Origin of the sequence: Microcoleus sp. B6-A1 (assembly GCF_036705085.1) — a bacterium.
Lineage (GTDB): Bacteria > Cyanobacteriota > Cyanobacteriia > Cyanobacteriales > Microcoleaceae > Microcoleus.
Window position 1 is genome coordinate 48,149 of record NZ_JAUBTU010000010.1, and the last position, 26,843, is coordinate 74,991.

Below are 26,843 nucleotides of genomic sequence, written 5' to 3' on the forward strand. Positions count from 1 at the left end.
GAGTTTTTGACCAAACCAGGGCAGTTTTGACTATTTAGAAATTTCGCGTACTACTGGTTTTCCGTCTTGGATTTCGCCGACTAAAACCAAATCTGTACAGTCTACAAACAAACCATTTTCTAACACACCGGGAATGTTATTCAAGCTTTTTTCCATTTCTCCGGGGTTGGCAATGTCATCAAATTTGACATCAATTACCATATTACCTTGATCGGTAATTACGGGGCCTGCTTTTTTCACGCCCATGCGGAGTTCGGGTTTGCCACCCAATTTTTCAATGGCGCGCATCACTGGTGTTAATGCCATCGGTATAACTTCGATGGGCACGCGAAAAGTCGAACCCAATTTATCTACGATTTTGGAACTATCAACTACTACAATAAATTGAGTGGCGAGGTAATCGACTACTTTTTCGCGGGTGTGGGCTGCGCCACCACCTTTAATTAAGTTGAGGTGGGGATCTACTTCATCAGCGCCGTCAATAGCAACATCAATTCTATCAATTTCATCGAGTGTTGCCAGCGGTACTCCGTACTGTTTGGCTAACACTTCTGATTGAAAAGATGTGGGCACTCCCTTGATATCTTTGAGTTCACCTGATTTTATGCGATCGCCCAATGCTTGAATAGTATAAGCTGTAGTTGACCCGGTACCGAGTCCGACAATCATACCAGATTTTACGCGATCGGCTGCAGCAAAGCCGACTTGCTGTTTCATCAATTTTACGGGATCTTGTTCTGTAGTCATGTTCGGTACTCCTTAATAGTTTTAAGATTATACCATTTATTATGGATTTATTTAACCGCAGAGAGCGCAGAGAACGCAGAGAGGAAGAAGAAGAAGAGAGGGAACTCGCAAATTATTTCAAGTGGGAACTTCTCTCTGTTTTCTCTGCGCCCTCTGCGTCCTCTGCGGTTAAATAAAAAAAATCTAGTTCACAAATCGGTGGATAATTGCCACAATGAAAATCGGATTTCTCGATACCTACACTTGGGATTACAATATTGAAACTCCTTACTGCAAACCTTTGGGCGGCACTCAGTCGGCTATTTGTTACTTAGCTGAGGCGTTGGCTGCACAGGGAAACGAGGTATTTTTGCTCAACAATACTTCCGAGTCGGGGATGTGGCGCGGCGTTGATTGCAGGCGCAGGGTGGGGGACAAATCTAATTTAGAATTGCTGCGATCGCTCGATTTTTTAGTTATAGTCAATATAGTCGGCAAAGCGCTGGAAATCAAGCCGCTTTTGGGACACCGAACTAAGTTAATTTTGTGGATTCATAACGAACCGGGCTTTGTATTTCTCCAAGATTTCAATAATCACCGAGAAATCAATGCTTGCGATGCTTTTGTATTTGTCAGCGACTGGCAACGCGAGCAATTTCACCGGCGCTTTGGGATTGACTCCAATCGCAGTTGTGTTTTAAGAAATGCGATCGCACCTTGTTTTGCTAACATTTTCGCCGATAATATTTCTATCCTCTCTCATAAATCTCGACCGCCCATTCTAGCTTACACCAGCACTCCATTTCGCGGACTAGATATTTTGTTAAAAGTCTTTCCCGAAATTCGTCAAGCGGTCCCCGGAACCAGATTAAAAGTATTTTCAAGCATGAAAGTACACCAAATAGAGGACAATGATAACAAGCTTTTTTTCGGTCAACTTTACCGCCAGTGTCAAGAAACAGAAGGCGTCGAGTACATCGGTTCCGTACCGCAACCCGAACTCGTCCGGCAACTGCGTTCAGTCGCGGTTTTAGCTTACCCGAATACCTATTTAGAAACCTCATCTATTGCGGTGATGGAGGCGATGGCCTGCGGTTGCCGGATTGTAACGAGTGAATTGGCAGCTTTGCCGGAAACAACTGCTGGATTTGCCCGTCTAGTTTCAATGTCAGGGGTGGAAAATTTTGCATCGATAACTAATTGGAAGCGGGCGGGCAACGCAGATTGGGAGGGATATACAAGGCGGTTTTTAGAGGCGATAGTCGGAGTTTTAAATGAGGACACGGGTGCGGGCAGCGCCACTGCTGAAAATCATTTAAGACAGCAGGTAGAATATATAAATCAAGGGTGTACTTGGTCTGTGCGTTCCCGAAAGTGGGTAGAATGGCTGAATAGTATTAGTGTAAAACCTGTAAGAGTGGCAGAGCAAATGATCGGGAATTCTTTAGTAGGTTTAGAGGCAGTGAGAGATTATTTTCAAAAGGGAAATTGGCGGAAAGATCAGGGTGATCTCGGTGGCGCCATCGAGAACTATCAGAAAGCTTTAGAGTTCAATCCCGAAGATGCAGAAGTTCATAAAAAGTTGGCGGAAGTTTATGTTTTGCAAGGAGAATTTGAAAAGGCGATCGCCTCTTGTAATGTCGCTCTTAAATTTCAACCCAATTTTGCTGCTGCTTACTTAACAATAGGCAATGCTTTGCAGAGTCAAGGCAAGCTGGAAACGGCAATTGAAGCTTACTTGCAAGCTTTAGAAATTCAGCCAGAATTTGCTGAAGCCCGCGCGAATTTGGGCAGTATGTATTACAAGTTAGGGCAATTGGAACAGGCGGCGAATCATTACCAAAAAGCTCTTGCGATTAATCCTCAATTGTCTTCGGTTAATATGATGCTGGGCAGCGTTTTGCAGCAGCAAGGAAAGTTAGATGCAGCAATTACTTGCTATCAAAAAGTGCTGCAACTGCAACCGGGAGATGTCAGCGCTGCTGAGAAACTATCGAGTTTGATAGAACAAAAAGAGCGGGAAACTACCGACAGTAACTTTATCGAATTAGAAACAGAATCAGGGGAACAGCAATCAGTATCTGTCAACAAAGATGAAGGCTACGGCTTGCAGCCTTCGAGCATCAATTTGCCGCCAGCGCCCACCACTGAAACTTTAAATACTCCGTTTACCAACCCCGCCGAACTTTCCGAACAAGTTACCGCGCTCAATGTTCCCGATAGCGGACAAGTTGCCAATTTTCAAGAAGTAGAACCTTACAAAAAACTGGCAGAAAACTTTTTAGTTCAAGGTAAAATTAAAGAGGCGATCGCAGCTTGTCAGCAAGCGATAAAAGTTCGACCAGATTTCATTCACGCTTACGTCACTTTAGGCAATGCCTTGCAAGCAGGAGGCAAAATTGAAGCTGCCATTCGTTCATATTCTCAAGCCCTAGAATTGCAGCCAAATTTTGCGGAAGTGCGCGCCAATATCGGCAGTATGTATTTCAAAATGGGGCGTTTGGAAGAAGCGATCGCCCATTACCAGCAAGCCATCGCCCTGAGTCCCGATTTAGCGGGAGCTCACTGGAATTTAGGGAAAGTATATCACCAACACGGCAACATCGAAGCAGCGATCGCCTGTTTTAAAAGAACATCCGAACTCAACCCGCAGCTAGTCGGTGCAGACTTCCACTTTAACTTAGGTAATCGACTTTTGGGCCAAGGAAAGCGCGAGGAAGCCATCGAAAGCTACGAAAAAGCGATCGCCATTAAACCGGATTGGGCCGAAGCCTACGGTAACATCGGCAGCGCGCGATCGCAACAAGGCAATCTCGACGCCGCCATCGCTTACTATCAGAAAGCTGTAGCTTTAAAGCCGCAATTAGAAGTTTTGCACTTCAATATAGCCAATTCTTTTTTACAGCAAAACAAGTACGACGAGGCAATTACTAATTATCAAAACACTCTGAAAATCAAGCCCAACTGGCCCGAAGTTCACGCTAACCTCGGCAGTTGTTTTTCCATGCAGGGGCGGCTCGAAGAAGCTCTAGCCAGCTATCAGCAAGCTTTGGCATTAAAACCGAATTGGGCAGAGGTTTACTGCCGCATGGGACACATTCAAAAGCAAGATAAGCCGTTGGAGGCGATCGCCAATTTTGAAAAGGCGATCGAATGCAACCCCAAATACAGCGAAGCCTACCAACAATTGTGCGACTTGCTAAGCCATTCCACCAACCTCGCCGGAGCCCGTAGCGTAGCCGACAAATACTGCGAAAACTGCGGCGATGTCGCCCCAGTCATGTCAGCTACAGCCTACGTCTTTTCCTACCTGCAATCAGGTGTCAGCAAACAGGCAATTCAGAAACTCGAAGAAATCGAAAAACTCTGCTACGAAAAGGTCGAAACTTTTACCACAATCGAACTAAAACTGCTCTACGAAATCTTCCTGTTTGCAGTTTCTCACCTGCGAGACAATCGCGAAAAAAATGCCAGTTTCTACAGACTAATTGCCAAAGAATACTACCAAAAAGCCGTCCCTAAGCGCCAAGAGATTAACATAACAAACCTAGCAAATTACCAAACAAAAGAACAGCGTCCTTTAAAAATCGGCTTCCTTTCCAAACACTTCCGCCGCCACTCAGTAGGCTGGTGCAGCGAAGCTTTAATTCGCGAATTAAGCCACATCACCCCCCACGTTCACCTTTACGTCACCGGGAAACTCCACCGAGATGAGGTTACGCAGCGGTTTGAAGACATGGCGGGCAAGTTTTACTGGCCTAAAAAATATCCAAACGGCTTTGCTGATGGCGGTGAAATCTTCGCCGAAGTAGCGCAAGACAACTTGGATGTATTGATAGACTTAGACTCGATGACAGTGCCAACAAATGTCGAAGTGCTGTATCAATATCCTGCGGGAATCTGCGTTTCTTGGCTAGGATTTGACGCACCCTACATTTCAGATAATCACTACTTTCTGTGCGACGAACACACTCACCCCCCTGGTGTTGAAAAAAATTACTTAGAAAAGTTAGTAAGATTGCCTGCTGGTTCGGTAGCAATTGGCGCACTGCAAAGCATTCCTGTGAATCGAGAGGCGATTAGAAACGCTCTCGGAATTGGCTTAGAGCAAATGACTTATTTGTGCGTTGCGCCAGGGAGAAAAACCAATCCAGAAATGGTACGAGCTCAAGTTACAATTCTGAAGGAAGTACCAGATAGTGTGTTAATCCGCAAAGGTCAAGGCGACCCCGATGTTATTCACAGCACTTACCGCGAAGAATGCGAAATTCAGGGAGTAGATTTTGCTCGGATTAAGTTTATAGGGCAAACCAGAAGTGAGGAAGAACACCGCGCTATTTATTATGTAGCCGACGTGCTTTTAGATTCCTATCCTTACAATGGCGGGACTCACAATTTAGAGGCTTTGTGGGCGAATTTGCCAGTGGTAACTCGCTCCGGCGACCAATATCTTTCGCGCATGGGTTACGCTTTTCTGAAAAGTGCAAATCTTGATGTAGGTGCGGCGTGGAGTTGGGAGGAATACACGCAGTGGGGAGTTAAGTTTGGTCGGGATGCTGGTTTCAGAAATGCGGTGAAAGAGCATTTAGTAAAATCTAAGCAGCCAGAACATCTCGCACCTTTGTGGAATCCTAAAAAGTTGGCTGAGGATATGTATGAGGTGTTTCAAAAACTGTTAGCGAAATAGGTGAGTAATTGCTATAGCAATCCCCAATCAATTGCGAACTCCTTCCTTGCTCTTTTCTCTTCCTCTGTGCTCTCTGTGCCCTCTGCGGTTCAATAAAAAAGAGAGATCGGGTAGAGAAACGTGGTTTTTGGATATTTGTACGCTACTCACGGTAAAGTTTTGTAAAAAAATAAGTGAAAATGCGTAAAAATTCCGCGCCGAGTCTGATAGATAAATAGCTGATTCATAGTACCGCGATCGCACTAACTTTATGCCAGTTAGGGCGATCGCTTTTTTAGTAATACCCGTTTCAAAAAAGAATGCCACAGCAGACAAGCTCCAAACCAGCAGCTTCATCAGTAATTCCAAAATCTAAAATCTCAAATTTAAAATAACCTGATTACTCATTAATAGCCACTCGATCGCGCCCGCCAGACTTAGCTCGATACAGTGCCTTATCTGCAGCTTCAATCAGCATTTTCGGGGAATTTTGACTTTGCGAAACAGCCGCAACTCCCAAGCTGAGAGTCACACAATCACTGACAACAGACTTGATGTGGGGAATTGCCAAAGCTTTGACCCGGCTGCGGATGCCCTCCGCAACAGCCTGTGCAGCCACGACATCTGTATTTGGCAAAATTACCCCAAATTCCTCGCCGCCGTACCTAGCAGCCAAATAAAGGCGTTCTGCGGGTGCGTTTGTGCAAGCATCTCCGATCGCCCGCGCCACTTGCTGCAAACAAGCATCCCCGGCTTGGTGGCCGTAATTGTCGTTGTAAAGTTTAAAACAGTCAATATCGCACATAATCAAAGATAGCGGTTCCGAAGAGCTCGACTGCTCCCATTCTCGGTTGATCACCTCGTCAAACCGGCGGCGGTTAGCTAGTTGAGTCAGACTGTCCAAATTCGCCAACCCGTCCAGTCGCTGGTTGGCAGCAGCTAGCTGCTGGTAAAGTAAAGATTGTTCGATCGCGATCGCCACTTGAGTCCCCAACTGACTCAGCAAATCCACATCAAACTGCTGCCACTGGCGGGGTGACGAACAGTGGTGGGCAATCAGCAAACCCCACAACTTCGGCACTTGACAAGAACTGTTACCTTCCCTCGGTTCAATTCCCTGCTGGACAATCGGCACCACCAAATTTGCCTTCACCTGACAAGTCTCCAAAAAATTAACGTGACACTCGCTCAAATTAGAAGTGTGAATATCCTCTATGGCGCGAATGCGGCCCTTTAAATACTGTCCGATGTAAGTATTGGCAAAACAGCAATCCTCAATTCCCATCCCCTTGAGTGGCATCCATCCTTCTGCAACCGACTCCACCACCACATCTCCGTTCCAGTCGGGTCGGAAGCGGAAAACCAGCACGCGATCAGTTACTAAAAACTCCCGCACTTCCGCTACTGTAGTGTTGAGAATATCTTGGAGATCCAGAGAAGAACGGATGCGCGATTGAATCTGTGCGATCAAGCGTTCCCGTTCTATTTGTTGCCGCAGCGCGACTTGGGCTTGCTTACTTTCAGTAATGTCCCGACCTTCCGGCAGCAACAATACTATTTTGCCAGTTTCATCGGCGACCGATTTGAGAGAAAAATCAACAGTTGCCGTCCGATTTACACCTTGAACTTCCACTTCATAGCGGACAAATTCACCTTTTGCTGATCGAGAAATCGCCTCTTGCAACTGTTGGCGAACTTCCTGAGAATCTCCCCACCAAGGCAACAGCCAAAACGGTTTATTGGCAACATCCCGGAGCTTAATTCCCGCAAAATCCAGAGAAGTTTGGTTAGCTTCCAGCAGAGTCCCGTCCGGTTTCAACAAGCTCACAAATTGGAAAGAAGAATCAAAAATTGCCCGAAAGCGCCTTTGAGAATCTCCCAACATTGCCGTCACCTTTTCGCGAGAGGTAATATCGCGGAAGCGCCACACCCTGCCAATAATATTTTGTCCAACTCGAATCGGCTGCGTGTAGCGCTCAAAAGTGCGGCCATCTCTAAATTCTAGAATATCGCAACCTTCCGACTCCGCATCGCTATAAATTTCTTTAACTCTCTGCAAAAAAGCGCTCGGATCTTTAACTTGCTTGGTGAGAAATGTCAGCCGCACCGTTCGATCCATTGAGTTTCTAACTTCTTCATAGATTCCCCACATTTGAACTAACTTTTCGTTATAACTAATCATTTCTCCGGCGGTAGTAACGGCGAGAATGCCGTCTGCCGTTGCTTCTAAGGTAGCGTGCAGCAAAGAGCGCGATCGCTCTAATTCTGCTGCGGTCAATTTGCGTTCCGTGAGGTCTCGGACTGCTTTCACCTGTACTAAACGACCTTCCCAAAATACGAATTTGCTGCGAACGTCAGCAGGAAAAGCAGTTCCATCTCGCTTGAGAAAAATAGTTTCACAGACTGTATTGCTGGCTGCTGAAATCATTTGCGACGCCTGTTTGTAGGATTTGGGCGACAGTAGTTCCAGCAAGCTCATTCCCGCCATTTCCGCAGGTTCGTAACCGAAAAGTTGGGCAAAATTGCTGCTGACGCTCAAAATTGTGTCGCGGTCAGCCACGGCAACTGCTTCAAAATAAGCTTCGCATTCGAGCAAGCGCGCTGCTGGCTGGCTGCTGCCATTTTCGCCGGCAGAATAGCTGTTGTTAATTAACTGTTGCAATTGCGTATTTGCCGAGTACAAAGCGGTCATGGCTTGCCTGTACATAGCAGTACGTTTTTCGACTTTTTCTGCGAGGCGATCCCGATATTCTCGCAGTTCTTTTTCGACTCTAATTAAATCAGTAATATCTACTGCAAACACGATTACACCAGCGACTTTACCTGTTTCATCCCGGTAAGGTATTTTATCTGTCCGCACCCAGCATTTTTGACCGGAAACTGTTGGTAGCAATTCGACTTGGCCCTGCTTGGGAACGCCGGAATTGATTACTTCCAAATCTTCTAAATAATATTGCTCTGCTTCGTCTGGATATATTTCATAAAAAGATTTACCTTCTAATTGATCGGCAGGCAAACCTCTGGATGCAGCGGCGGCTTGATTAATTCGCAGCAGGCGACTTTCGGTATCTTTGAGCCAAATCATCGCCGGCACGGAATCAAAAATAATTTGCTGTTCTTGTTGCTGCAGGCGTAGTTCGGCTTCTGCTTGTTTTCTTTTAATTATTTCTTTTTGCAGTTTTTGGTTAGCTTTTTTGAGTTCAGCAGTGCGTCTTTCTACTCTTTCTTCTAGTTGATCGTAGTATTGGGCCAGCAAGTTTTGCTGCTGTTCGTGCCGCATTGCTTCTAATTTTAACTTTTCGCTAGCTGACAAACTTGAGGATACAAAATCTGCTAATATTTGGGTAAATTCGTGTTCTTCTTCCGTCCAATCACCGTCGGAACCCTGGCGTTCGGCGCTGACTATTCCCAACCTTTGACCTGCTAGCACAATCGGTACGTTTAACAGGGAAGTCGTGTCCCGATCGAGCAAATAAAGACCGACAAGTTCTCGTGTTCTGGGGTCATTTTCTGCTGCCACTGTTGCGATCGCACTTGCCGATTTTAAAGCTTGAAAATATGCCGGACAGTCTGCTGCTGTGATGATTATTTGTACAGAATGGAGTTTAGTATTTTGTTCGTAAAGGTCGATGCAGTGAAGCTGCGTTTTGTCTTCGCCATACAGCCAAATACTGGCTCGATCGCAGTTGACAATACTAACAGCGGTTTCTGTTACTTCGCGGATGAAGTCTTCTATATTGTTGCGTTCTTTAAGTTGACTTTTGGCTAATTTTGCGATCGCTAAAGTTGGACTGCGCCCATTTCCTCTCTGGTTGGACGGCGTGGATAACTGCGAAGCAGCCTTAATTTCTTCGCAAACTAACAGTACAGCCGGGCGTTGGAAATTGGCAATAGAACGACCATTAGTATTTTCCTCTATTTTCCAATCTACCGCCGGCATTGGTCGCGCGGTTGCTTTTACCCTAATAATCTTGCCGTCTTTGCAAGTCAAGCATCCTTCCCAACAGGCAATTTTTGGAGTTGGCGTACCGTTTTCCGGCTGGGCTAATCCGGCAAATTCTGCCTGCATTTTGCCTTGCTCTTGGCAGTAAAATATGTTAAAAATTGAATGACAAATTAATTCCTGTGATTTGTAGGCAAGGCGAGACGCGCCGAATTGATTGAGCGAAAAAACTCTTCCCAAAGCGTCTAGAACGAAGTAAATGCCCGGAAAATTCTCGTAGAGAGTTCCATACCAATCTTGTTCGACTTGTTGGCTGCACGAAAGTTTTGCTGTCGCGAACTCGCCGTCCGTGTCGATCAAGTGAGAATAGTTGGTTTCGGGGTTGCTTGAATTACTTTTTTTAGCAAACACTTTTAGCTTAACTCGACTGTAATTAATTTTACTTTCTGGAATTTAACTTTTTTGTGAAACTAAATTAAACCTGTTGTTTGAAAAAAGTTACAACTTGTAACAAAATTACCACTTGTCTCGCACCCTGATTTTCGCTTCCCAATGCAACCACTGTGTTTGTTTGTAGTTGGTAGACCGTCTGTCGGCGATATTTCCGGCTAGTTGCAATGCCAGCAGGTTTAGCTGCAATTACCCACTCTGTACTTTTAGCATCCTAGACAATAAAAAAAATCGGCAATCAATAGTTTTAAGTATATATGATAACACTCAAATACCTAGTATTGGGACTGACCTACTTCGGATTGGGTTTGGGATATTTGCCGGGGCTGCGGATGAACAGGGCAGCGATTGCAATTATCGGGTCAGATGAGTGCAGTGGGTTTGGGGATACTCGACCTGAAAACTGCTTGGGAGGCGATCGACCCAAGTACGATGTTTTGTGTTGGGAATGACCAAGAATTTCTTCATGTGGTACCCGCCACGTGATTTATCCGTGGAATCAATCCAAAATCGAAAATCGAAAATTCTCAAGAAAGAGCATTTATCCGTGGGGTCGCCTCTAAAATCTAAAATCTAAAATCTAAAATCGATTGACGATCGTGAATATATTTAATTTGACTGTTTAATAAATATTTATAATACTTAAGTTAAGTAAATCTTATAATGCACAATCGGCCACGAGCTTTAGTCCTATAGTTTATACTTAATCTTGTGCAGCAAACGCTAAGGAGGTAAGAAAGAGTGAGTATCCAACCCGCTGCGAAACCCAGACTTAATTCTGCGTTCAAACAACTGATGTCCTTACACTGGGTAATGTCAGCTTGCTATTTAGTGCTGTTTATTACCGGTACGTTTATGGCTCAATTGCCGAGAGAATTGTTTATTCGAGGCCCCCTGTACGATTTTCACAAATCCGTAGCCGTGCTGACAATGGCTTTGCTGACTTGGCGGATTTTGACTCTGTTGCGGGTATGGTGGAAAAAATATACAAAACGCCTGCCAAAGTTTACGAAGGAATGGTACAAAAATTTTGCTCTGCACGCGACTTTGTACGTTTTTATGTGGCTAGTTCCGGTTAGTGGTTTCTTTTTTTCTAACTCTTTCAAAAGTAACAATGTGAAATTTTTCGGCATTGTTTTGCCGGATGTGTTTCCGCAGAATTCCGCAATGGTTGAGCTGGGAAGGAGTTTGCATTTTTGGCTGGCGTACACATTTTTAGCGTTCGTGATTTTGCATATTTTAGAGCAGAAGAAAGTTGTGAGAGCTAATTGGCGTAGGTTGGCAAATTTTTGTCGCATTAAGTTCGCCAAGTCTCAAAAGGTTGGATAAACTTGCGATGGGGTACTATATCTCAATTGGTAATGATAAATTGACTGCAAAACTGGCTATTTTCCACGGTGATATTGTGAAACTTGTCCCATCGTCTGACTTCTGGGGCAAATTTATGAGTTGTTCTAATAAATCGACAGGCTGACTAATCGCCAAATCCAAATCGCTCTTTAATTCCAACTTCGCCTCTTCACCGTGACACTCGTAACACCGCAAAATCCACACATTAGAATCATCTTCCGATTGTTTGAATGCCATCAGCACTAAATTTTTGGCGGACAAATCCAAAAACTTGCCAACTGCGGGCAGAGTCTTGTGGTCATTTTTCTCTAACTTGGGTAACACCTTTACTAGCAGTGGTAAATTCAACTCGTACCCCTGTCGAACTGTGTCGGCTTCTTGCCAATTTCCAGCATGGGGATAGACTGCATAAGTAAATTCCGAAACTCCTACATCTGCTTGTTCATCCGGCCAAGTCGAACCGCGAAGCAAAGTCAGCCGAATTTGATTTGGTTGAAGGTCGCAGCCGTATTTGCAATCATTGAGCAAACTCACTCCAAAACCGTCATTGCTGATATCAGTCCAGCGCAAAATCGGCACTTCCCATTTGGCTTTTTCGGCGGGAGTTTGCGGTTTAGTTGTGCGATCGATCGCACCGCCGGGAATTTCGCAAGTTGCAAAATCTGCTTCTACATTTAACCCAAAGGCTGCTTTTACTAAAACGTGCTTTTCTTGCCAATCTGCCACTGTCTTGATTTTCAGCAGCGGCGAACCTATTTCTACTATATAATCTTGGCAAAACTCCGATTTACCAATTTGTCGGACTACGCGCAAACTCTGCCGTAATTCTCCCTGCTCTACCCAAGCAATATCTTTGAGTGTCGGCGCGGGTAATTGATGTTTTTCATAATTTGGGTCAATGTTCCAAGCATCCCAATATTGACCACTGTCTTGAAATGCTTGCAGTTGATTGCCGCCTGCTGCATTCAGGACTTCTCGGTTATTTACTTTATCCCAAATACTGGATAAATTGCCAGTTTTGCCGTCTACTGTTGCCCGAATAAATTCATTTTCTAGAACCATTTGTGCGGTTGCAAAATGCGTTTCTTGACAAGGTGTGTTTTTTTGTGCTATACCGTATGTAAGTTTCGATAACTCTGTCTTTTTTTCGGTTTCTGGACTCGCGGACGCATGATCCACAGTTTGAGCGTCTTCGCGACACAGCCAAAACACCTGGTAGCCAACGGCGGGGATATTATTTGCCCAAAATAACAGTGTAGATGGCGATGTAGAGTGCGATTGCGGTCGATCGCCCCTGACAATCTGCGAAGCCAGTCGCCGTCGGGAAAAATCGTAAATTTGCCAAGCTGAATCAGCCACATCGGGAAGCGTTACAGCGACAACCTCAGAGCGCGACCAATTGAGAGTATTGAAAATCAAAATTGGTTGAGCGTCGGGCCCAGGAGGCGAAGGGAGAGAAATTTGAGCCGAGATGGCATCCAAAGATTGTAGCAGGATTTCGCGACAAGTGCGATCGACCTCGGCAAAGGCTAGATTAGCATCCGCATAAACTTGGGCGATCGCAGAACCGGGCAAAATATCGTGAAACTGGTTAAACAAAATTTGTTTCCAAGCAGATTCTAACTCAGATTTCGGATAAACCGCACCAGTACAAATAGTGGCCAGCGAAGACAGCAACTCCGCTTGGTAGAGCAATTCTTCGCAGCGGCGGTTTTGGCGTTTTTGGTCGGCGCGAGTCGTGTAGCAACCCCGGTGGAATTCTAAGTAAAGTTCGTCTTTCCAAATCGGGAGAGTGCGGGGAAGAGTTTTGAGTTGTGAGATGGGAGGATTTGCATCCTTCATTGCCGACAAGTTTGAAAATTCTAGCGCCCGCAAATTTTCCTGATAGTCCGAGTCGGGAACATCGCTTTCGGGCTTAGTTGTCGCAACTGCCGGTAAAAACTGACTCTCAATCAAAGACAAATAATCAACCGCTTTCGCAAACTCCAACCTGGGGAAAAAAGGCGACATTTTCCAGCGTTTCGCCACCTCCAACATATCACGAGTCGGGCCACCGCCGTGGTCGCCAACCCCAGGCAACCAAAGAGCATCTTGCAAACCTGTCTTAACTTGCCAGTCAAAAGCATAACTTGCCATTTTCACAGATTCTATGCTTTCACCAATTGGAGCAGACATCATACTAAATATTTTAGTACCGTCCAACCCTTCCCACCAAAACGCACCGTGCGGAAATTCCGTTGAATCATTCCACCGCAACTTTTGCGTCACAAAATAATCAACTCCACCTTGCCGCAAAATCTGAGGTAATTGCCACCCAAAACCGAAAGTATCCGGTAGCCAAGCCACCCGCATCAATTCCCCAAATTTTTCTTTTGCATAACGCTGTCCGTAAAAAACTTGCCGCACCATTGATTCAGCGGAAATCAAGTTTAAATCCGGTTCTACCCACATCCCGCCGACAACTTCCCAACGTCCGACGGCCACCTGTTTTTTAACCGCAGCAAATAAGTCCGGCCGATGTTCTTCCATCCAAGCATAAAGCGCCGGAGTAGAATGACAGAAAATCAAATCGGGAAACTCCGATTGCAATTTCAATACCGACTCAAAAGTTCGCTGTGCCGCTTCCCAAGTTTCCGGGACAGGCCACAGCCAAGCCAAGTCTAAATGAGCGTGACCCACCAAATAGATTTTACCTGTATATATAGATGTCAGCTCACCACCTTCTCCTATATATATAGATGTAGCATTGCTATTGTCTCCAACCTGAGAAACTTCCTCCCTTCTTCCTCCCTCTGCGCCCTCTGCGCCCTCTGCGGTTCCCTCATCTAAATCCCCAGAAAAAGATGTCAGTTCACCAATTTCTCCTATATATATAGATGTAGCGTTGCTATTTTCTCCAACCTCAAAAACCCCCTCCCTTCTTCCTCCCTCTGCGGCCTCTGCGGCCTCTGCGGTTCCCTCATCTAAATCCCCCAAAAAAGCCCGCAGATATCCCAATAAATTGTGCCGCAAAACAGACAGCGAGCGATCGAACTTTTCGCGATCGCACACCGCCGACCAATCAATCAAACCAAGCGCCAAATCAATCTCAGATTTCAGCATTTCCCCCTTGACAAACCTGGGGGTATTTGCTATGATTTCGGTGGGGAGGTATTGGGAATTTTCAATTTCTAAATTTCGACTAAGCGAATTTTGCAAAATCTCTAATTCGGCAGCCACAAAACCCGGATCAAAACAAGAAGAGTCAGCAGCTTCGTACAAACAAATCGATCGCACTAAAGCACCGTTATCGTGACCCGGACTTACCAACCGCAAAATAACTAAAAATTCATCTCCGGGATTAGCCGACGAACTCAACAAAACTCGATCGGCAAAATCAAATAAATCTCCCCGTCCGACTAACTCGCCGTTCACAAAAATTTGAGCATCTTCTGCCCACCAAGTCAAGCCCAGCAGCAACCGCAAACCAACCACAGGATAGCCGTGCAAATTGTCAGGAATTACAAATTGCTGGCCCAAATACAAAACTTGCTTCCCAGACGGCCAAGCAATATGTCCTTTCCCGTTAAGTTCGGCAACAGGGCTGTTACAAATATTTACCGAAGAGACAGCCGAGTCAGAATCGCAGTACCTCCAACCAGACTGAACCTCCACTTGACTGAGGCGGCGCAACTTTTCGACAGTGGCAGAAATATTGTTGCTAGCAGGTGACACAGAAGCGCTCATTTTTAGCTAAAATCAAACTTGTGTAGGAATCAAAGATCGGATTGAACCGCGAAGACGCGTTACGCGAAGCGGCGCGTTAGCGCTAGGACGCGAAGAAAAAGGTTTCAGAGGGTTTGAAGCGGAGATTAAGAGCTCGCTTTGATTTTACAGCAATATTTAGCAATTCCCTGAATTCAATAATTAAACTTATGTCCAACGGTTACTACGGCCCATACCAAAGCCGACTATTAAATTTTATATCGAAACAGTCCCGCCAAGTCGCTGACAATTGCGATCGAACTTGGCGTCAAATTAAAGAAGCAACTCTCACGGCCACCCAAATCCTGCTTTATCCAGCTTATTTGCTGGTGCAAAGTTCCCGACTGCTAGGGCGACAGTTGCGGGAATCAAGTCAAAAAGTAGATTTACCGGAACTGCAAGAATTTGGCGGTGACGAAAATCCCGATTTGCCACAAAATTGGTATCAGGGGGAAACTTCCGACGAAAGTTCGATCGCCGAAATTTTACACCTAGCCGAAAATTTACTAAACTCGTCGCAAACTGCGAAAACTGTAGCCAGCTTCCCGCTGTTAATTAATCAGGGAAATACTGCTAGCGATTTACATCCGGCAATCAATTTTAGCGGACAAATCACAAAGCATCAAACCACTTCCGTCTTAGAACACCCGCTTGCTAAAAGTGAATTAAAACCCCAGCCGAAAGTTGAGGGAATTGCCAGTTTTATCCCGGCCCGCACTTTAGTATTGGTCGGAAAAGAAAATCAGATATTAGATATTTTGACACCCGAACAGCAGGAAATGCTCGAATGTTGCATAACTTGGGAAGTAGCAAACTGCGGCCCCGAACAACGGGAAATTACCCAAAAAGAATTAAAATTTAATCTCGGTTTGGAGTCAGCGGCGAAAAAAGCGCAGTTACCGCCGATGCGTCGTTTTTGGGAATTGATGGCCTGGCTTCAGACGAGTCCGGTTGCCCTGAAAAGAAATCAATTTGGAGAATCAATCCTCGCAGTTAAAAAATCGATCGACCGCAATGCCATCCTAGTCCAAAAAGCCCGCGCGCAGATCGAAGCAAAAACCGCACAGCAGTCAATTGCGGCATCAAATTCGATCGACCACAATACCCCAAAACTAGAAACTAATTTTAACAGCAAGTTCGATCGACCCCCTACTCCTCTCTCCTTTGTTACATTACTCGATCGCGCCGCCGTCAACATCGAGGAATTAACCCTGCCGCCAGCCCTAAAAACAACCGCCCCACCAACGGAGACCCCCGGAGTAAAAATTAATACAGCCGGCACAGACGCTAATGTAGATTTGTCCGCCCGCGACATCCTCGAAAAATACGCTCGCAACATCGAACAAATGATTTGGTCGTCAGTAGACCACCTTTTGGGCAAAGAAACAGCCGCCAGTGATAATACGGAAAAATCAGTCGCAATTCAGTATTATTTGAAACAGCGACAAGAGCAAGAAAACACGCAAAAAAGCCCAGAGGTCGATCGACCGTGGCTCAACTGGCAAGACTTATTCGGGGAAGCAGCACCGCCGCATTTAATCGACGGCAGTTCCGAAACCGATATAGCACAAAGCAGCCCAAAAGTCAAGCATAGAATTGCAGAATTAGGAGAATTGCCCGAAGGTCGATCGACCGCAGTCTCAATATCCCCTTACCCCGAAGCACTTCACCGCCTGCTGGGGCAGCTAAAACAGAGCTTGCTGACGACAAAAAGCTCAAAAAGTCTACCCCAACCAGCATCTGATTTATCTGATTTAGCAGTTACTCAAAAAAATAGCTCTGCACTCGCAGCAGAATCAGCCCCAGGGCGCGCGCCGGAAACCCAAGTGCCAAAAAACACCAACCCGAACACCGCACAAAACGGTCAATCCCCAGCAGCAATCACCGCGCAAACCAGCAGATACACCGCCACAACCCGCGCTGCTGCTGAACCCAAAAATCCCAGCGCAGGCGTCCCACCAGAGGGCGAATACTTAGAAACAAAAGCAGAATCGATGGGATACATTAAGCACCCCCTAGAACAAGTGCTCGAATGGCTCGATCGAGTCATGCTGCGACTAGAAAACATCGCCGAGCAACTCTGGAATTGGGCAAAAATCAACTTGCCAAAAATCCTCAAAAGCAAAGATAAAATTGACTAATCTTTAGCTTATGATAAAAAAGTTGCGGCAACAGCAGCAAATCAGCTCAGTATTAGGCCATCTTTGGAGACTCCCACAGTGCTAACCCTCAAAATCGTAGTTAATGTAGTTGTTTTATTTTTTGTTTCCCTGTTCATATTTGGATTTTTGTCCAATGACCCAGCCCGGAACCCGAACCGCAGAGACATGGAATAAACAAGTTATCTCGGCCGCTGGCTGAGGGGCACGCCACCGCATCCCCCCAGCCAGCCCGTAAACCCGCAAAAATTAGTCGAACAAAACTTGACAATCAAGCATCCAGGATACAAGCCCCCGGATTCATTCCTTCGCAGACTCAGGACGGAGGAATAAAAAACCTGTATCCGATGAAACTTGCCGAACGTATTTATCCGTGGGGTCATGCTTCAATCTAAAATCTAAAATCTAAAATCTAAAATCGATTGACCTCGCACCAGCAGCGAGGTTATCTTGTGGCGAAAGCAAGTTCTCAAATCAGCCATCTTTAGGCGCGCCAAAGCCACTGCAAATTTGAGATGTCAGATTAATCTCTAAAAAGTTGCCTTTTAGATGCAAAATATTCAATAATTTGCACCCTATAAAATCTAAAATCTAAAATCTAAAATCTAAAATCGGATGACTTACCTGTTGTAACTATGCCCTATCCGGTACCGCCGCCAGAACCCTCTGCCATCATCTACATCGCAAAGCCAAAAAAAGTCGCCCTCACTGTCGCGGCCGGCGATGGAGACACCCGCAGCAACCCCGCAGAAATACCGGAACCAAGCCCAGATATTGTTCAGCCAGAACCCACACCAGCCCCAGCAGAACCCGCAGCCACACTCCTGGGCTCTACGCCAGCCACCGGCCAGCCTCCAGAAATCGCCGACCCCCTAACGGAAGTGGAAAGCGGCGACGCAGTTCTGGGATTTCAGCGTCCGGCACCTGTGGGAGAACCCGAAACAGCGGAAACTCCGAAACATTCCTCGTTTACTGCTTACCAATTGGGTTCGGTAGAAAATGCCGTTGCCATTCGCAATAGAAAACGAACCGCAGAGGCGCAGAAACAACAGGAGAGGAATGTTGTCGGAAAGCAGGAAAGTTGGTATCAGGCCCAAGGCCGGCAGTTAGAAGATAATCCTCCCGAACCTGCGGAGATTCCCGTTCCAGAACCCGCCCCGGAACCAGCACCCAGCGGGCAACAGCAGTTCGACATTCCCACACCAGGAACTGCCCCCGCACCCAGAACTCCCGCTGCGCCAAAACCGAAACCTAAACCCGCCGCGCCGCCGGGAGTCCGCACCGCCCCTTCTGGGCGGACGGTGCCTTTTCCGGTCACTCCGGCCGATACTATCGAAGTTAAGGCCGATAGCCAAGAATTCGACGACCAGCAGCAAATTGTCACGGCGGTTGGTAATGTCGTTGTGCGGTTCCGGCAAACTGTGATTGATGCCGATCGGGCGATCGTCAACTTAGTCACCCGCCAAGTGGTAGCATCCGGCAATGTCGCCTATACCCGCGGCCAACAAGTAGTGCGCGGCCAGCGGATGGACTTCAATCTCGGGCTCAACAGCGGTGCAGTCGAACAAGCCAGCGGCGAAATATTCCTGCCCGCAGCAGGTAGCGAACTCACCCCCACACTGCCGACAGATATCAGTGCGGGGACGATTCTCGAACAGCCACTGAGCGATCGAATTACCAGCCAGCAGCCCCTGCGCGGAGTCAAATCCCCCGGAGCTGCCACAGTTACCATCGGGGGCGGCGGACAGTTAGCAGCCCCCCAAGTTATCGGCGCCGTCAACCGCGTCCGCTTTGAAGCAGAACGCATCGAACTCCTGCCAGACGGCGCGAGGGTAGCAACCAACATTCGGCTTACTAACGACCCGTTTTCCCCGCCGGAATTTGAATACAGGGCCCGGAGGGCGACGATTAGAAGGATTTCGCCCACGGCTGAGGAATTGGTCACAACTAAACCCCGCTTGGTGTTCGACAACCGGGTGAAAATACCCGTGTATCCCCGCAGGCAAGTGTTTGACAGCCGGCAGCAAAACGGCCCGTGTTTGACCTTTGGCTACGACGGAGGCGACCGCGGCGGTTTGTATGCCGAGTGCGGTTTTGAGGTGTTGCAAAACGGGCCGGTGCGACTAACCCTGACACCCCAAATTTACCTGCAGCGGGTTGTGGAAAAGCACGGCGGTAATCCGTTTTCTCCCGACAGCTACGGGATCAAAGCGCGGTTGGGCGCTAGTCTCGGCCCGCGCACCAGGCTGGATGGATCGGCAATATTTCTGAGTTTGGAAGATTTCCCGAATTTGCCGGAAAACAGCTTTCGGGGCAATTTGCGCCTGCGACAGTTGATCGGCACTCACTCTCTGGCTGCAGAATACAGTTATCGCGATCGACTGTTTAACGGTTCTCTGGGCTATCAAACCGTGCAGAGCAGCCTGGGGGCTGTCCTCACTTCCCCAGTCATCCCACTCGGACGCACCGGCCTCAATCTCAGCTACCAAGCTGGGTATCAATTTATCAATGCTGACACCGATCGAGCAGACTTGCTCGAACCAGTGCGGGAAAACAACCGCGTCGATCTGGGCCGTTCCCAAGTCAGCTTCGCCTTGAGTCGCGGCTTCAACCTGTGGGAGGGCGAACCGCTGCCCCGCACTCCCACCCAGGGTTTGAGGTATACGCGGTCGCCGGTGGTTCCTTTCTTGCAACTGGCCTTGGGACTCCGGGGAGTTGGTACTTATTACAGCAGTGGCGACAGACAAAATTCCCTCGCTGGCAGCGTCGGCATTCAAGGGCAGTTCGGTCATTTCTCCCGCCCTTTCCTCGATTACACTGGGTTTAACGTGACTTATACCCAGGTGGGACGGGACGGTATATCGCCGTTTTTATTCGATCGCTTAGTAGATTTGAGAGTCCTGTCTTTTGGACTTGTCCAGCAAGTTTACGGAGGCTTTCGAGTTGGATTTCAAAGTGCTATTAATTTAGAAAGCGGGGAAACAATCAGTACGAATTACACTTTAGAATACAGTCGCCGCAGCTACGCAATCATTTTGCGTTTTAATCCTGAGCGTCAAGTCGGCAGCCTGACTTTTAGAATTAGCGACTTCAACTGGAATGGGACTCCCCAACCTTTTTCCGGGGACGCGCGAACTGTAGAAGGAGGAGTGCGTTTATCCGATTAATTCAATTGGCTAATTGGGCATTGGTCATTGGGCATGGGGAATTGGTAATTGGTAATTGGGAATTGGGAACCAACAGAAAACAGTCAACCGCCAACAGAAAACAGTCAACAGTCAACAGAAAACAGTCAACAGTCAACCGCCAACTGAAAACAGAAAACAGTCAACAGAAAACAGAAAACAGTCAACAGAAAACAGAAAACAGTCAACAGTCAACAGTCAACAGACAACACATGACAGAAGTGACCGCAATATCTGCACAAGCAGCGGCTCTGCTGGTTCACTACGGTTTTGACCTAGGTGGCAAAAAAGCCGAGAAATTGGCGGGTGAATGGCTAACCAAGTATCCCGGCTATTGGCTGCGTTTAGCAGTGGTTGAAGCGCTTTACCAAGGCCGCTACAAGGCTGTTTCTGTGGGACAGCTATTGAGTATGTGGCATCGGATAGGTCAACCTCTCTATCATTTCAATCGCGAGTTTGAACGCTTGGTATGCAATAATTTTCCTCAAAATTTAACCGGGGAAAATGCTGCTCAACTACCACAGGAAGATATACTTTTATCAAACCAGGAATCGGAAGTAACTGCCGCAGAGTTAGAGTGGCGTGGGCCCTCAGAGGCGCAACTTGATGTGGCACTTCATGCAGAAGTCCCAAACACAGATGCCGAGGAAACAGGAAAATTGCCTGCCGCCGACGATCGCACCAAAGAAAATACAGAATTTGTAGTATATGAAGATGTGGCTGTTACCGCCCTCGCCGATCGAGCCGAAGCCGAGCAAAAATTAGCGGACAAACCTGTGGCAAAATCATTCCCAGTTGTCAAACACACTGATTTTCACACCAAGTTAAAAGCGATTGCCAGAGAAGGCCGAAGAAAGAAGGGAGAAAGCAGAAATAGAGTGTAAACTTTGGGAACTATAGCCTTTATCAGTAACATGAGGTGCTCTGGCGGGCATAGGGCATAGGCCTCCGTGGGCATAGGACTCGCCCCCATACCTCACCACGCTTGAGAACCGCTATAGATAGTTATTTTTCATTTTTCACTTGGGGCACTTACTCCCATCCGAATTTCCGAACAAAAAGAAGCTTGTTCGGTACCGTTAGCTTGCTTAACAACGCTAGTCCGCAGCCGCAAATTGGGCATGAGATACCACAGCCTTTCTTCCGCATGGAGGGTGTCTGATTCTGTAATCAATGTCAGCACGTCATCGCCCATCACGTAGCGACTATTACCCTTGTCTTGCAACACTTTGCCTTCGCTTGGATTGTCGGGATTTGGTACGATCGCTAGTATTGTAGAACCGATTTGTTTAGCTTTGTCGCGATCGGGAATACCGTCCCAACTAATCCGAACGCTGGTTAGCCCAGTTGAAGCCGGGTTAATCGAGTGTTGTTGGCAAAGTTTGACGACTGCTGCATCGCTAGCTGTCAGTATTTCTATTTTGAGGTCGGATTTACCCGCCTGCAATTCCCCAGAATTGAGATTGTGTACGGTACGCTGAGAAAACCATTTGCCTGCACTTAACTCGAAAAACTCGATAACATCCATGAAATTTGTCTCTAAAGTCAATACTGCTTTATTTGCGATCGTGACTTGCGCGCTATGGAGTCAGAAACCCGGTTTCTTCCTGCGTACTAGCGGCCAAACCAATGATTTTGTCTAGAAACCCGGTTTAAGAGTGCAAGTCCTTTTCTATATTTTAGAGGAAGGGGGCGCACCTGCAAAGCTTTCTGAGAGCTTTGGGTAAAGCAGATTGCAGATGCCGTTGAGGTAGCAAACCCAACCAGGAGGACATCTGCCTCGCTGATGCGGCCGACTTGAGAGAAAATTAGATCATCCGCCATCATGTTTCGTTATAAAAAGTCTTTTTCGCACATTAAATAGGATTACGATACCTGAAATTTTTTAGCTTTGACCGAAAGCATCCAGGATACCCGCCACGTGATTCATCCGTCCAGAAATAAAAAACTTGTATCCGATACACAAGCCCCCGAATTTATCCGTGGGGTCAAGGCTTCAATTCTTTAATCTAAAATCTAAAATCTAAAATCGATTGACAGTGTTTATCGATCGACCATCATCGCCCAAATACCAGCTATGTTAAGAAAAGCAACGATATATCTAAGCTTTTGTCGATCTATCGGTAAATTGGGCGTTGCTGAGTTGAATTATATTGACGGCGATTTATTATAAGCGCACTGCTTGAAAATTCTCAAAGCAGACTCCGACTAAAAAACCAGCAATTCCTCCAACCATCACCAAACCGAGGACAGCAAGCCCGTAGCACATAGCATTCAAATATGTCATGCTAAGTCTAAGAGAAAAGATTGTCGATCGGCTTTTCGGTAGGGTGCAGCTAGCGATCGTATACATTTTAAAAACACATCCGTAAATTTATGACCGAGTTTACACAAGGGCTGGATAAAATGCAGCCTGCAGAACAGACGCACTACCTGGGAATCGTGCCCAGTCAGCTAGCAGCGAATTCAGACTCAGAAAAATTATACAGCTTACTAACAGATTACAACTTTATTAAAGCCAAGCTGTCAGCATCGGGAGTACAGGCCCTAATAGAAGATTACGATTTAGCAACAAATCCCGATATTATTATCTCAGACCCAAAAGCCGACCAACTCAAATTAATCCAAGAAGCAATTCGGCTGTCAGCACACATTCTAGCCACAGATAAAAGCCAACTAGCCACCCAACTAATAGCCCGCTTGATGTGCTTTGAAAGTCCAGAAATTCAAGCACTGCTAGCACAGGCAAAACACCAAACAACCCCCTGGCTGCGACCGCTAACGCCCAGCTTTACCCCTCCCGGCGGGAGATTGCTGCGTACCCTCACCGGACATACAGACTGGGTACAAGCTGTAGCAATCACCCCCGACGGCAAGCGGGCAATTTCTGCTTCCTCCGACCACAATCTCAAAATTTGGCACTTAGAAACAGGAGAAGAACTTGCCACCCTCAAAGGTCATCTTACCTACGTCAATGCTGTAGCTGTCACGCCCGATGGGACTAAAGTAATTTCCGGTTCTTGGGACAATACTATTAAAATTTGGGATTTAGAAACGGGACAAGAAATATTTACCTTTGCAGGCGATACTTTTGCCGTAGAAGCAGTAGCAGTAACTCCCGACGGCAAGCGAGTAATTTCTGGTTCTTGGGATGGCAGTATTAAAGTTTGGGATTTGACAAGCAGGGAAGTAACTTTTAACTTCAAAGGTCACAGCAGTTTTGTCCAGTCCGTAGCAGTAACTCCTGATAGCAAACGGTTAATTTCCGGGTCAGGCGACAACAGCATGAAAGTCTGGAACCTAGAAACCGGAAAACAACTTTTTACTCTCACGGGTCATGAAGACTGGGTAAAAAGTGTAGCAGTTACTCCCGACGGCGAACTCATAATTTCCGGCAGTTACGACGGAACTGTTCAAGTCTGGAGTTTGTCAGAAAGAAAGCAACTTTTCACTTTAGGAAAACACAGCAGTTTCGTTCAAGCTGTGGCAGTCAGTCCTGACGGCAAACGGGTAATTTCGGCTTCCGGCGACAAAACGCTAAAAGTTTGGAATCTGGAAACAAAAGAAGAACTTTTCACTTTTACCAATCACATCGCCCCAGTGAATGCTGTGGCTGTTACCCCCGACGGCCAGAGGATAGTTTCTGGTTCCTCTGACAAAACTCTCAAAGTTTGGCACTTAGAAAGAGGCAAAGAAAATTTATCATTTGCAGGTCACGATGACTGGGTAAATGCTGTAGCAGTGACGGCAGACGGTACGAAAGCAATTTCCGGTTCTGGAGACAACAGCATTAAAGTCTGGAATCTCCAAAACGGACAGGAAATTTTTACTATTCCGGGACATAAAGATTGGGTAAAAGCGATCGCAATCACACCGGATAGCAAGCGAGTAGTTTCGGGTTCCGGCGACAAAACTGTGAAATTTTGGGATATAGAAACCGGAAAGGAAATCTTTACTTTCACGGGTCACACAGACTGGGTAAATTCTGTGGCAGTGACGCCAGACGGAACGATGGCGATTTCCGGTTCGGGAGACAAAACTATTAAAGTTTGGAATCTAGAAACAGGAGAGGAACTTTTTACTTTTTCAGGTCATGAGGACGGGATAAAAGCTGTGGCAGTTACTCCCGACAGCAAGCGGGTTATTTCGGCTTCCGGCGACCAAACTCTGAAAGTTTGGAGTTTGCGGAAAGAAAATAATATTTTGGCAAATTTCTGGAATTTAGCCGTCAAAAATCTACTTTTCACTCTCAAAGGTCATGAGAGTTTTGTGAATGCTGTGGCAGTTACGGCGGATGGCAAATGGGCGATTTCTGGCGGGCGGGAACACAATTTGAAAGTTTGGGATTTGTCAAGTAGAAAAGAAGTTTTTACTTTGGCAGGTCATGCTGATGCGGTAACATCTGTGGCGACTATGGGAACAAAGGCAATTTCTGTTTCGGACGATAATACTCTCAAAGTTTGGGATTTGTTGAGTCGAGAAGTAATTGCTAGTTTCAGCGGAGATAGTGCTTTGAAAGCTTGCGCTATTGCACCGGATGGGGTGACAATCGTAGTGGCGGAAGCTTCGGGACAGGTGCATTTTTTGAGGTTAGAAGAGGGGAAATAGTCATTAGTCATTAGTCATTAGTCATTAGTCATTAGTCATTAGTCATTAGTTGTTAGTTGTTAGTCATTAGTCATTAGTCATTAGTCATTAGTCATTAGTCATTAGTCATTAGTCATTAGTTGTTATGCCGATCGCACTTTTGCTAAAATTTAAAAGTGCGATCGCTCTTTTCCCCAATCTAGTTTACAATTGTTCCGGGTCAATCGCCATCGCTCGCAGCCTTTCTGCCAGTACAGCAGCCCGCTGTTCGGCTTGTTCCAAGCTGCGAGAAACCTCCTCATAACTTGTAAACGGTTCGCCGTCAGGGCGATAAATTTGCCACTCTTCACCCGCCGCTCCTCTGTGGAACAGGCGGCCCGCCTGTGAATTCCTGCAATTCATTAAAAAAAAATCTCATTCACAAAAGAGCGCATCGAAAATAGGGCAGACACCGCCCGCCCTACAAAACTACTTCCTCAGCAACTTCACCCCGCGAATCGAATAATCCAAAAGCTCAATTGGGTGCATCAAAGTAACTGTTTTTCCCTGCAACTCCAAATGCTTCTTAATTTGCAAAGAACAACCCGGATTAGAAGAAGCAATCAACTCCGCCCCAGTATTCAGCAAATTCTCCACCTTTTGCACTCCCAATTCATCAGCAACCTCCGGCTGAAGCATATTGTAAACTCCCGCACTCCCGCAGCACAAAGCCGCATCCACAGGTTCTTTTAACTTCACCCCAGGGATTTGTTGTAGCAACTGACGCGGCTGCAAACTAATCTTTTGGCCGTGCAACAAATGACAAGCATCCTGATAAACAATTGTCAAATCTCCATCAATCAAAGGATTGAGTTTTGCCGTAATTCCCGCACTTGCCAAAAACTCTTGCACGTCCTTAACATTAGCAGCAAATTTCTCAGCTTTCTCCCGATATTGCGGGTCATCTGCTAAAATATGACCGTATTCTTTCAAAGTATGGCCGCAGCCCGCAGCGTTGATAATCACAAAATCAACGCCAGTATTTTCAAAGCTATCAATCATTTGTCTCGCCAAAGCTTTCGCCTGTTCCGCTTGGCCTTGGTGTTCCGGCAAAGCAGCACAGCATCCCTGACTTTTAGGAACCACAACCTCGCAACCGTTAGCCGTCAAAACACGCACCGTAGCTTCATTAACTGGCGAAAATAACAGCCGCTGCACGCAGCCTAAAATCACACCGACTCGATAGCGTTTTTCACCTATTGCCGGAATTACCTCTGGTAAATTATCCCGGAAAGAATCGACAGTAACTTTCGGCAAAATTGATTCCATCGCCGCCAAGCGGGGAAATATTTTTTTCAGCAAACCTGTTTTGCGGACAAGTTTTGGCAGTCCTAATTTTTGATAAATAAACAGCGGTACAAGCAAAGGCCGCAATCTGTGAGGATAAGGGAAGAGATTAAAAATCAGAGTGCGAATTACATTGTCGGAAAAAGTGCGTTCCTGATTTCTAGTAACTTGGTGGCGAGTGGCGGAAATTAATTTGTCGTATTGAACTCCAGAAGGGCAAGTTGTAACGCAGGCCAAACAGCCCAAACAAGTATCGAAATGCTGCGAGGTTGCTTCATTTAATGGTGCGTCGCCTTCGTTGATTGCATCCATTAAATAAATGCGACCTCTAGGCGAATCCATTTCTTTGCCGAGTACGCGATAACTCGGACAAGTTGACAAACAAAAGCCGCAGTGTACGCAAGTATCGATTAATTTCGGGTCGGGCGGATTGTTGGCGTCGAAACCTGGGATTTCGAGGGTTTCTAAGTGGGGATTTTGTGCTAGAAAATTGCTTTCTTTGGCAGGTCTTAAATTGTCGCTGGGAACTTGAGATTTTTCTGAAGTTTGCATATATATATTACCTAATTGTTTTGGTTCCTAGTGACTATCGCCTAAAACCCTTGAGAATTATTGCTTTTAGCTGAGTCTAGATCCCCCTAAATCCCCCTGATTGTTGGGGAGTAGGGGTTGACTTTGAGCATTTCCTGTCCCCCCCGACCTAGGGG

General features: G+C 46.4%; 14 protein-coding genes. 8 read left to right on the top strand and 6 right to left on the bottom strand.

Going from position 1 to position 26,843, the window contains the following annotated elements; genetic code table 11:
• Positions 1 to 30 precede the first annotated feature (30 nt).
• Entirely contained in the window at positions 31 to 747 is a 717-nt protein-coding gene (gene rpiA / locus QUB11_RS05630) for a ribose-5-phosphate isomerase RpiA (RefSeq protein ID WP_333061722.1), read from the bottom strand.
• A 214-nt stretch (positions 748 to 961) separates the two neighbouring features.
• Here rpiA and QUB11_RS05635 point away from each other — a divergent pair, with 214 nt between their 5' ends.
• The gene (locus QUB11_RS05635; protein ID WP_333389987.1) at positions 962 to 5,413 is read left to right on the top strand and encodes a tetratricopeptide repeat protein; all 4,452 of its coding nucleotides are present in this window, start codon (positions 962 to 964) and stop codon (positions 5,411 to 5,413) included.
• A gap of 379 nt (positions 5,414 to 5,792) precedes the next feature.
• On the opposite strand, the gene QUB11_RS05640 is transcribed toward QUB11_RS05635, so the two are convergent.
• Positions 5,793 to 9,746, bottom strand: a complete 3,954-nt coding sequence (locus QUB11_RS05640) for a PAS domain S-box protein (protein ID WP_333199658.1) — start codon at positions 9,744 to 9,746, stop codon at positions 5,793 to 5,795.
• A 296-nt stretch (positions 9,747 to 10,042) separates the two neighbouring features.
• On the opposite strand from QUB11_RS05640, the gene QUB11_RS05645 reads away from it, so the two are divergent.
• Positions 10,043 to 10,237, top strand: coding sequence for a hypothetical protein (locus QUB11_RS05645; protein ID WP_333199660.1), 195 nt, complete (start codon positions 10,043 to 10,045; stop codon positions 10,235 to 10,237).
• A gap of 289 nt (positions 10,238 to 10,526) precedes the next feature.
• Positions 10,527 to 11,114 (top strand): cytochrome b, encoded by a 588-nt coding sequence (locus QUB11_RS05650; RefSeq protein ID WP_333199662.1) that lies wholly within the window; start codon positions 10,527 to 10,529, stop codon positions 11,112 to 11,114.
• Positions 11,115 to 11,129: 15 nt separating this feature from the next.
• Here the strand turns inward: QUB11_RS05650 and QUB11_RS05655 are convergent, their stop codons facing one another.
• Positions 11,130 to 14,861, bottom strand: coding sequence for an alpha-mannosidase (locus tag QUB11_RS05655; RefSeq protein WP_333389989.1), 3,732 nt, complete (start codon positions 14,859 to 14,861; stop codon positions 11,130 to 11,132).
• 188 nt (positions 14,862 to 15,049) lie between these two features.
• Between QUB11_RS05655 and QUB11_RS05660 the strand changes: the two genes are divergently transcribed.
• From QUB11_RS05660 to QUB11_RS05675, 4 genes are all read left to right on the top strand, one after another.
• A complete protein-coding gene (locus tag QUB11_RS05660; protein WP_333389991.1) occupies positions 15,050 to 17,020 on the top strand; it encodes a hypothetical protein in 1,971 nt (656 codons plus the stop codon).
• 78 nt (positions 17,021 to 17,098) lie between these two features.
• Positions 17,099 to 17,215, top strand: coding sequence for a photosystem II reaction center protein I (locus QUB11_RS05665; protein WP_039887172.1), 117 nt, complete (start codon positions 17,099 to 17,101; stop codon positions 17,213 to 17,215).
• A gap of 458 nt (positions 17,216 to 17,673) precedes the next feature.
• Entirely contained in the window at positions 17,674 to 20,205 is a 2,532-nt protein-coding gene (locus tag QUB11_RS05670) for a DUF3769 domain-containing protein (protein ID WP_333199669.1), read from the top strand.
• A 5-nt stretch (positions 20,206 to 20,210) separates the two neighbouring features.
• Positions 20,211 to 21,107: a hypothetical protein gene (locus QUB11_RS05675; protein ID WP_333199671.1), complete on the top strand. Its 897-nt coding sequence runs from the start codon at positions 20,211 to 20,213 to the stop codon at positions 21,105 to 21,107.
• 128 nt (positions 21,108 to 21,235) lie between these two features.
• On the opposite strand, the gene QUB11_RS05680 is transcribed toward QUB11_RS05675, so the two are convergent.
• Entirely contained in the window at positions 21,236 to 21,751 is a 516-nt protein-coding gene (locus tag QUB11_RS05680; RefSeq protein ID WP_333199673.1) for a phycobiliprotein lyase, read from the bottom strand.
• 848 nt (positions 21,752 to 22,599) lie between these two features.
• On the opposite strand from QUB11_RS05680, the gene QUB11_RS05685 reads away from it, so the two are divergent.
• The gene (locus QUB11_RS05685; RefSeq protein WP_333199677.1) at positions 22,600 to 24,831 is read left to right on the top strand and encodes a beta-propeller domain-containing protein; all 2,232 of its coding nucleotides are present in this window, start codon (positions 22,600 to 22,602) and stop codon (positions 24,829 to 24,831) included.
• Between the two features lie 183 nt (positions 24,832 to 25,014).
• Here QUB11_RS05685 and QUB11_RS05690 read toward each other — a convergent pair whose 3' ends face one another.
• Positions 25,015 to 25,212 carry a hypothetical protein gene (locus QUB11_RS05690; protein WP_333199679.1) on the bottom strand — a complete coding sequence of 66 codons (198 nt, stop codon included), beginning with the start codon at positions 25,210 to 25,212 and terminating at the stop codon, positions 25,015 to 25,017.
• A 66-nt stretch (positions 25,213 to 25,278) separates the two neighbouring features.
• Positions 25,279 to 26,688, bottom strand: coding sequence for a heterodisulfide reductase-related iron-sulfur binding cluster (locus tag QUB11_RS05695; protein WP_333199681.1), 1,410 nt, complete (start codon positions 26,686 to 26,688; stop codon positions 25,279 to 25,281).
• Positions 26,689 to 26,843 lie beyond the last annotated feature (155 nt).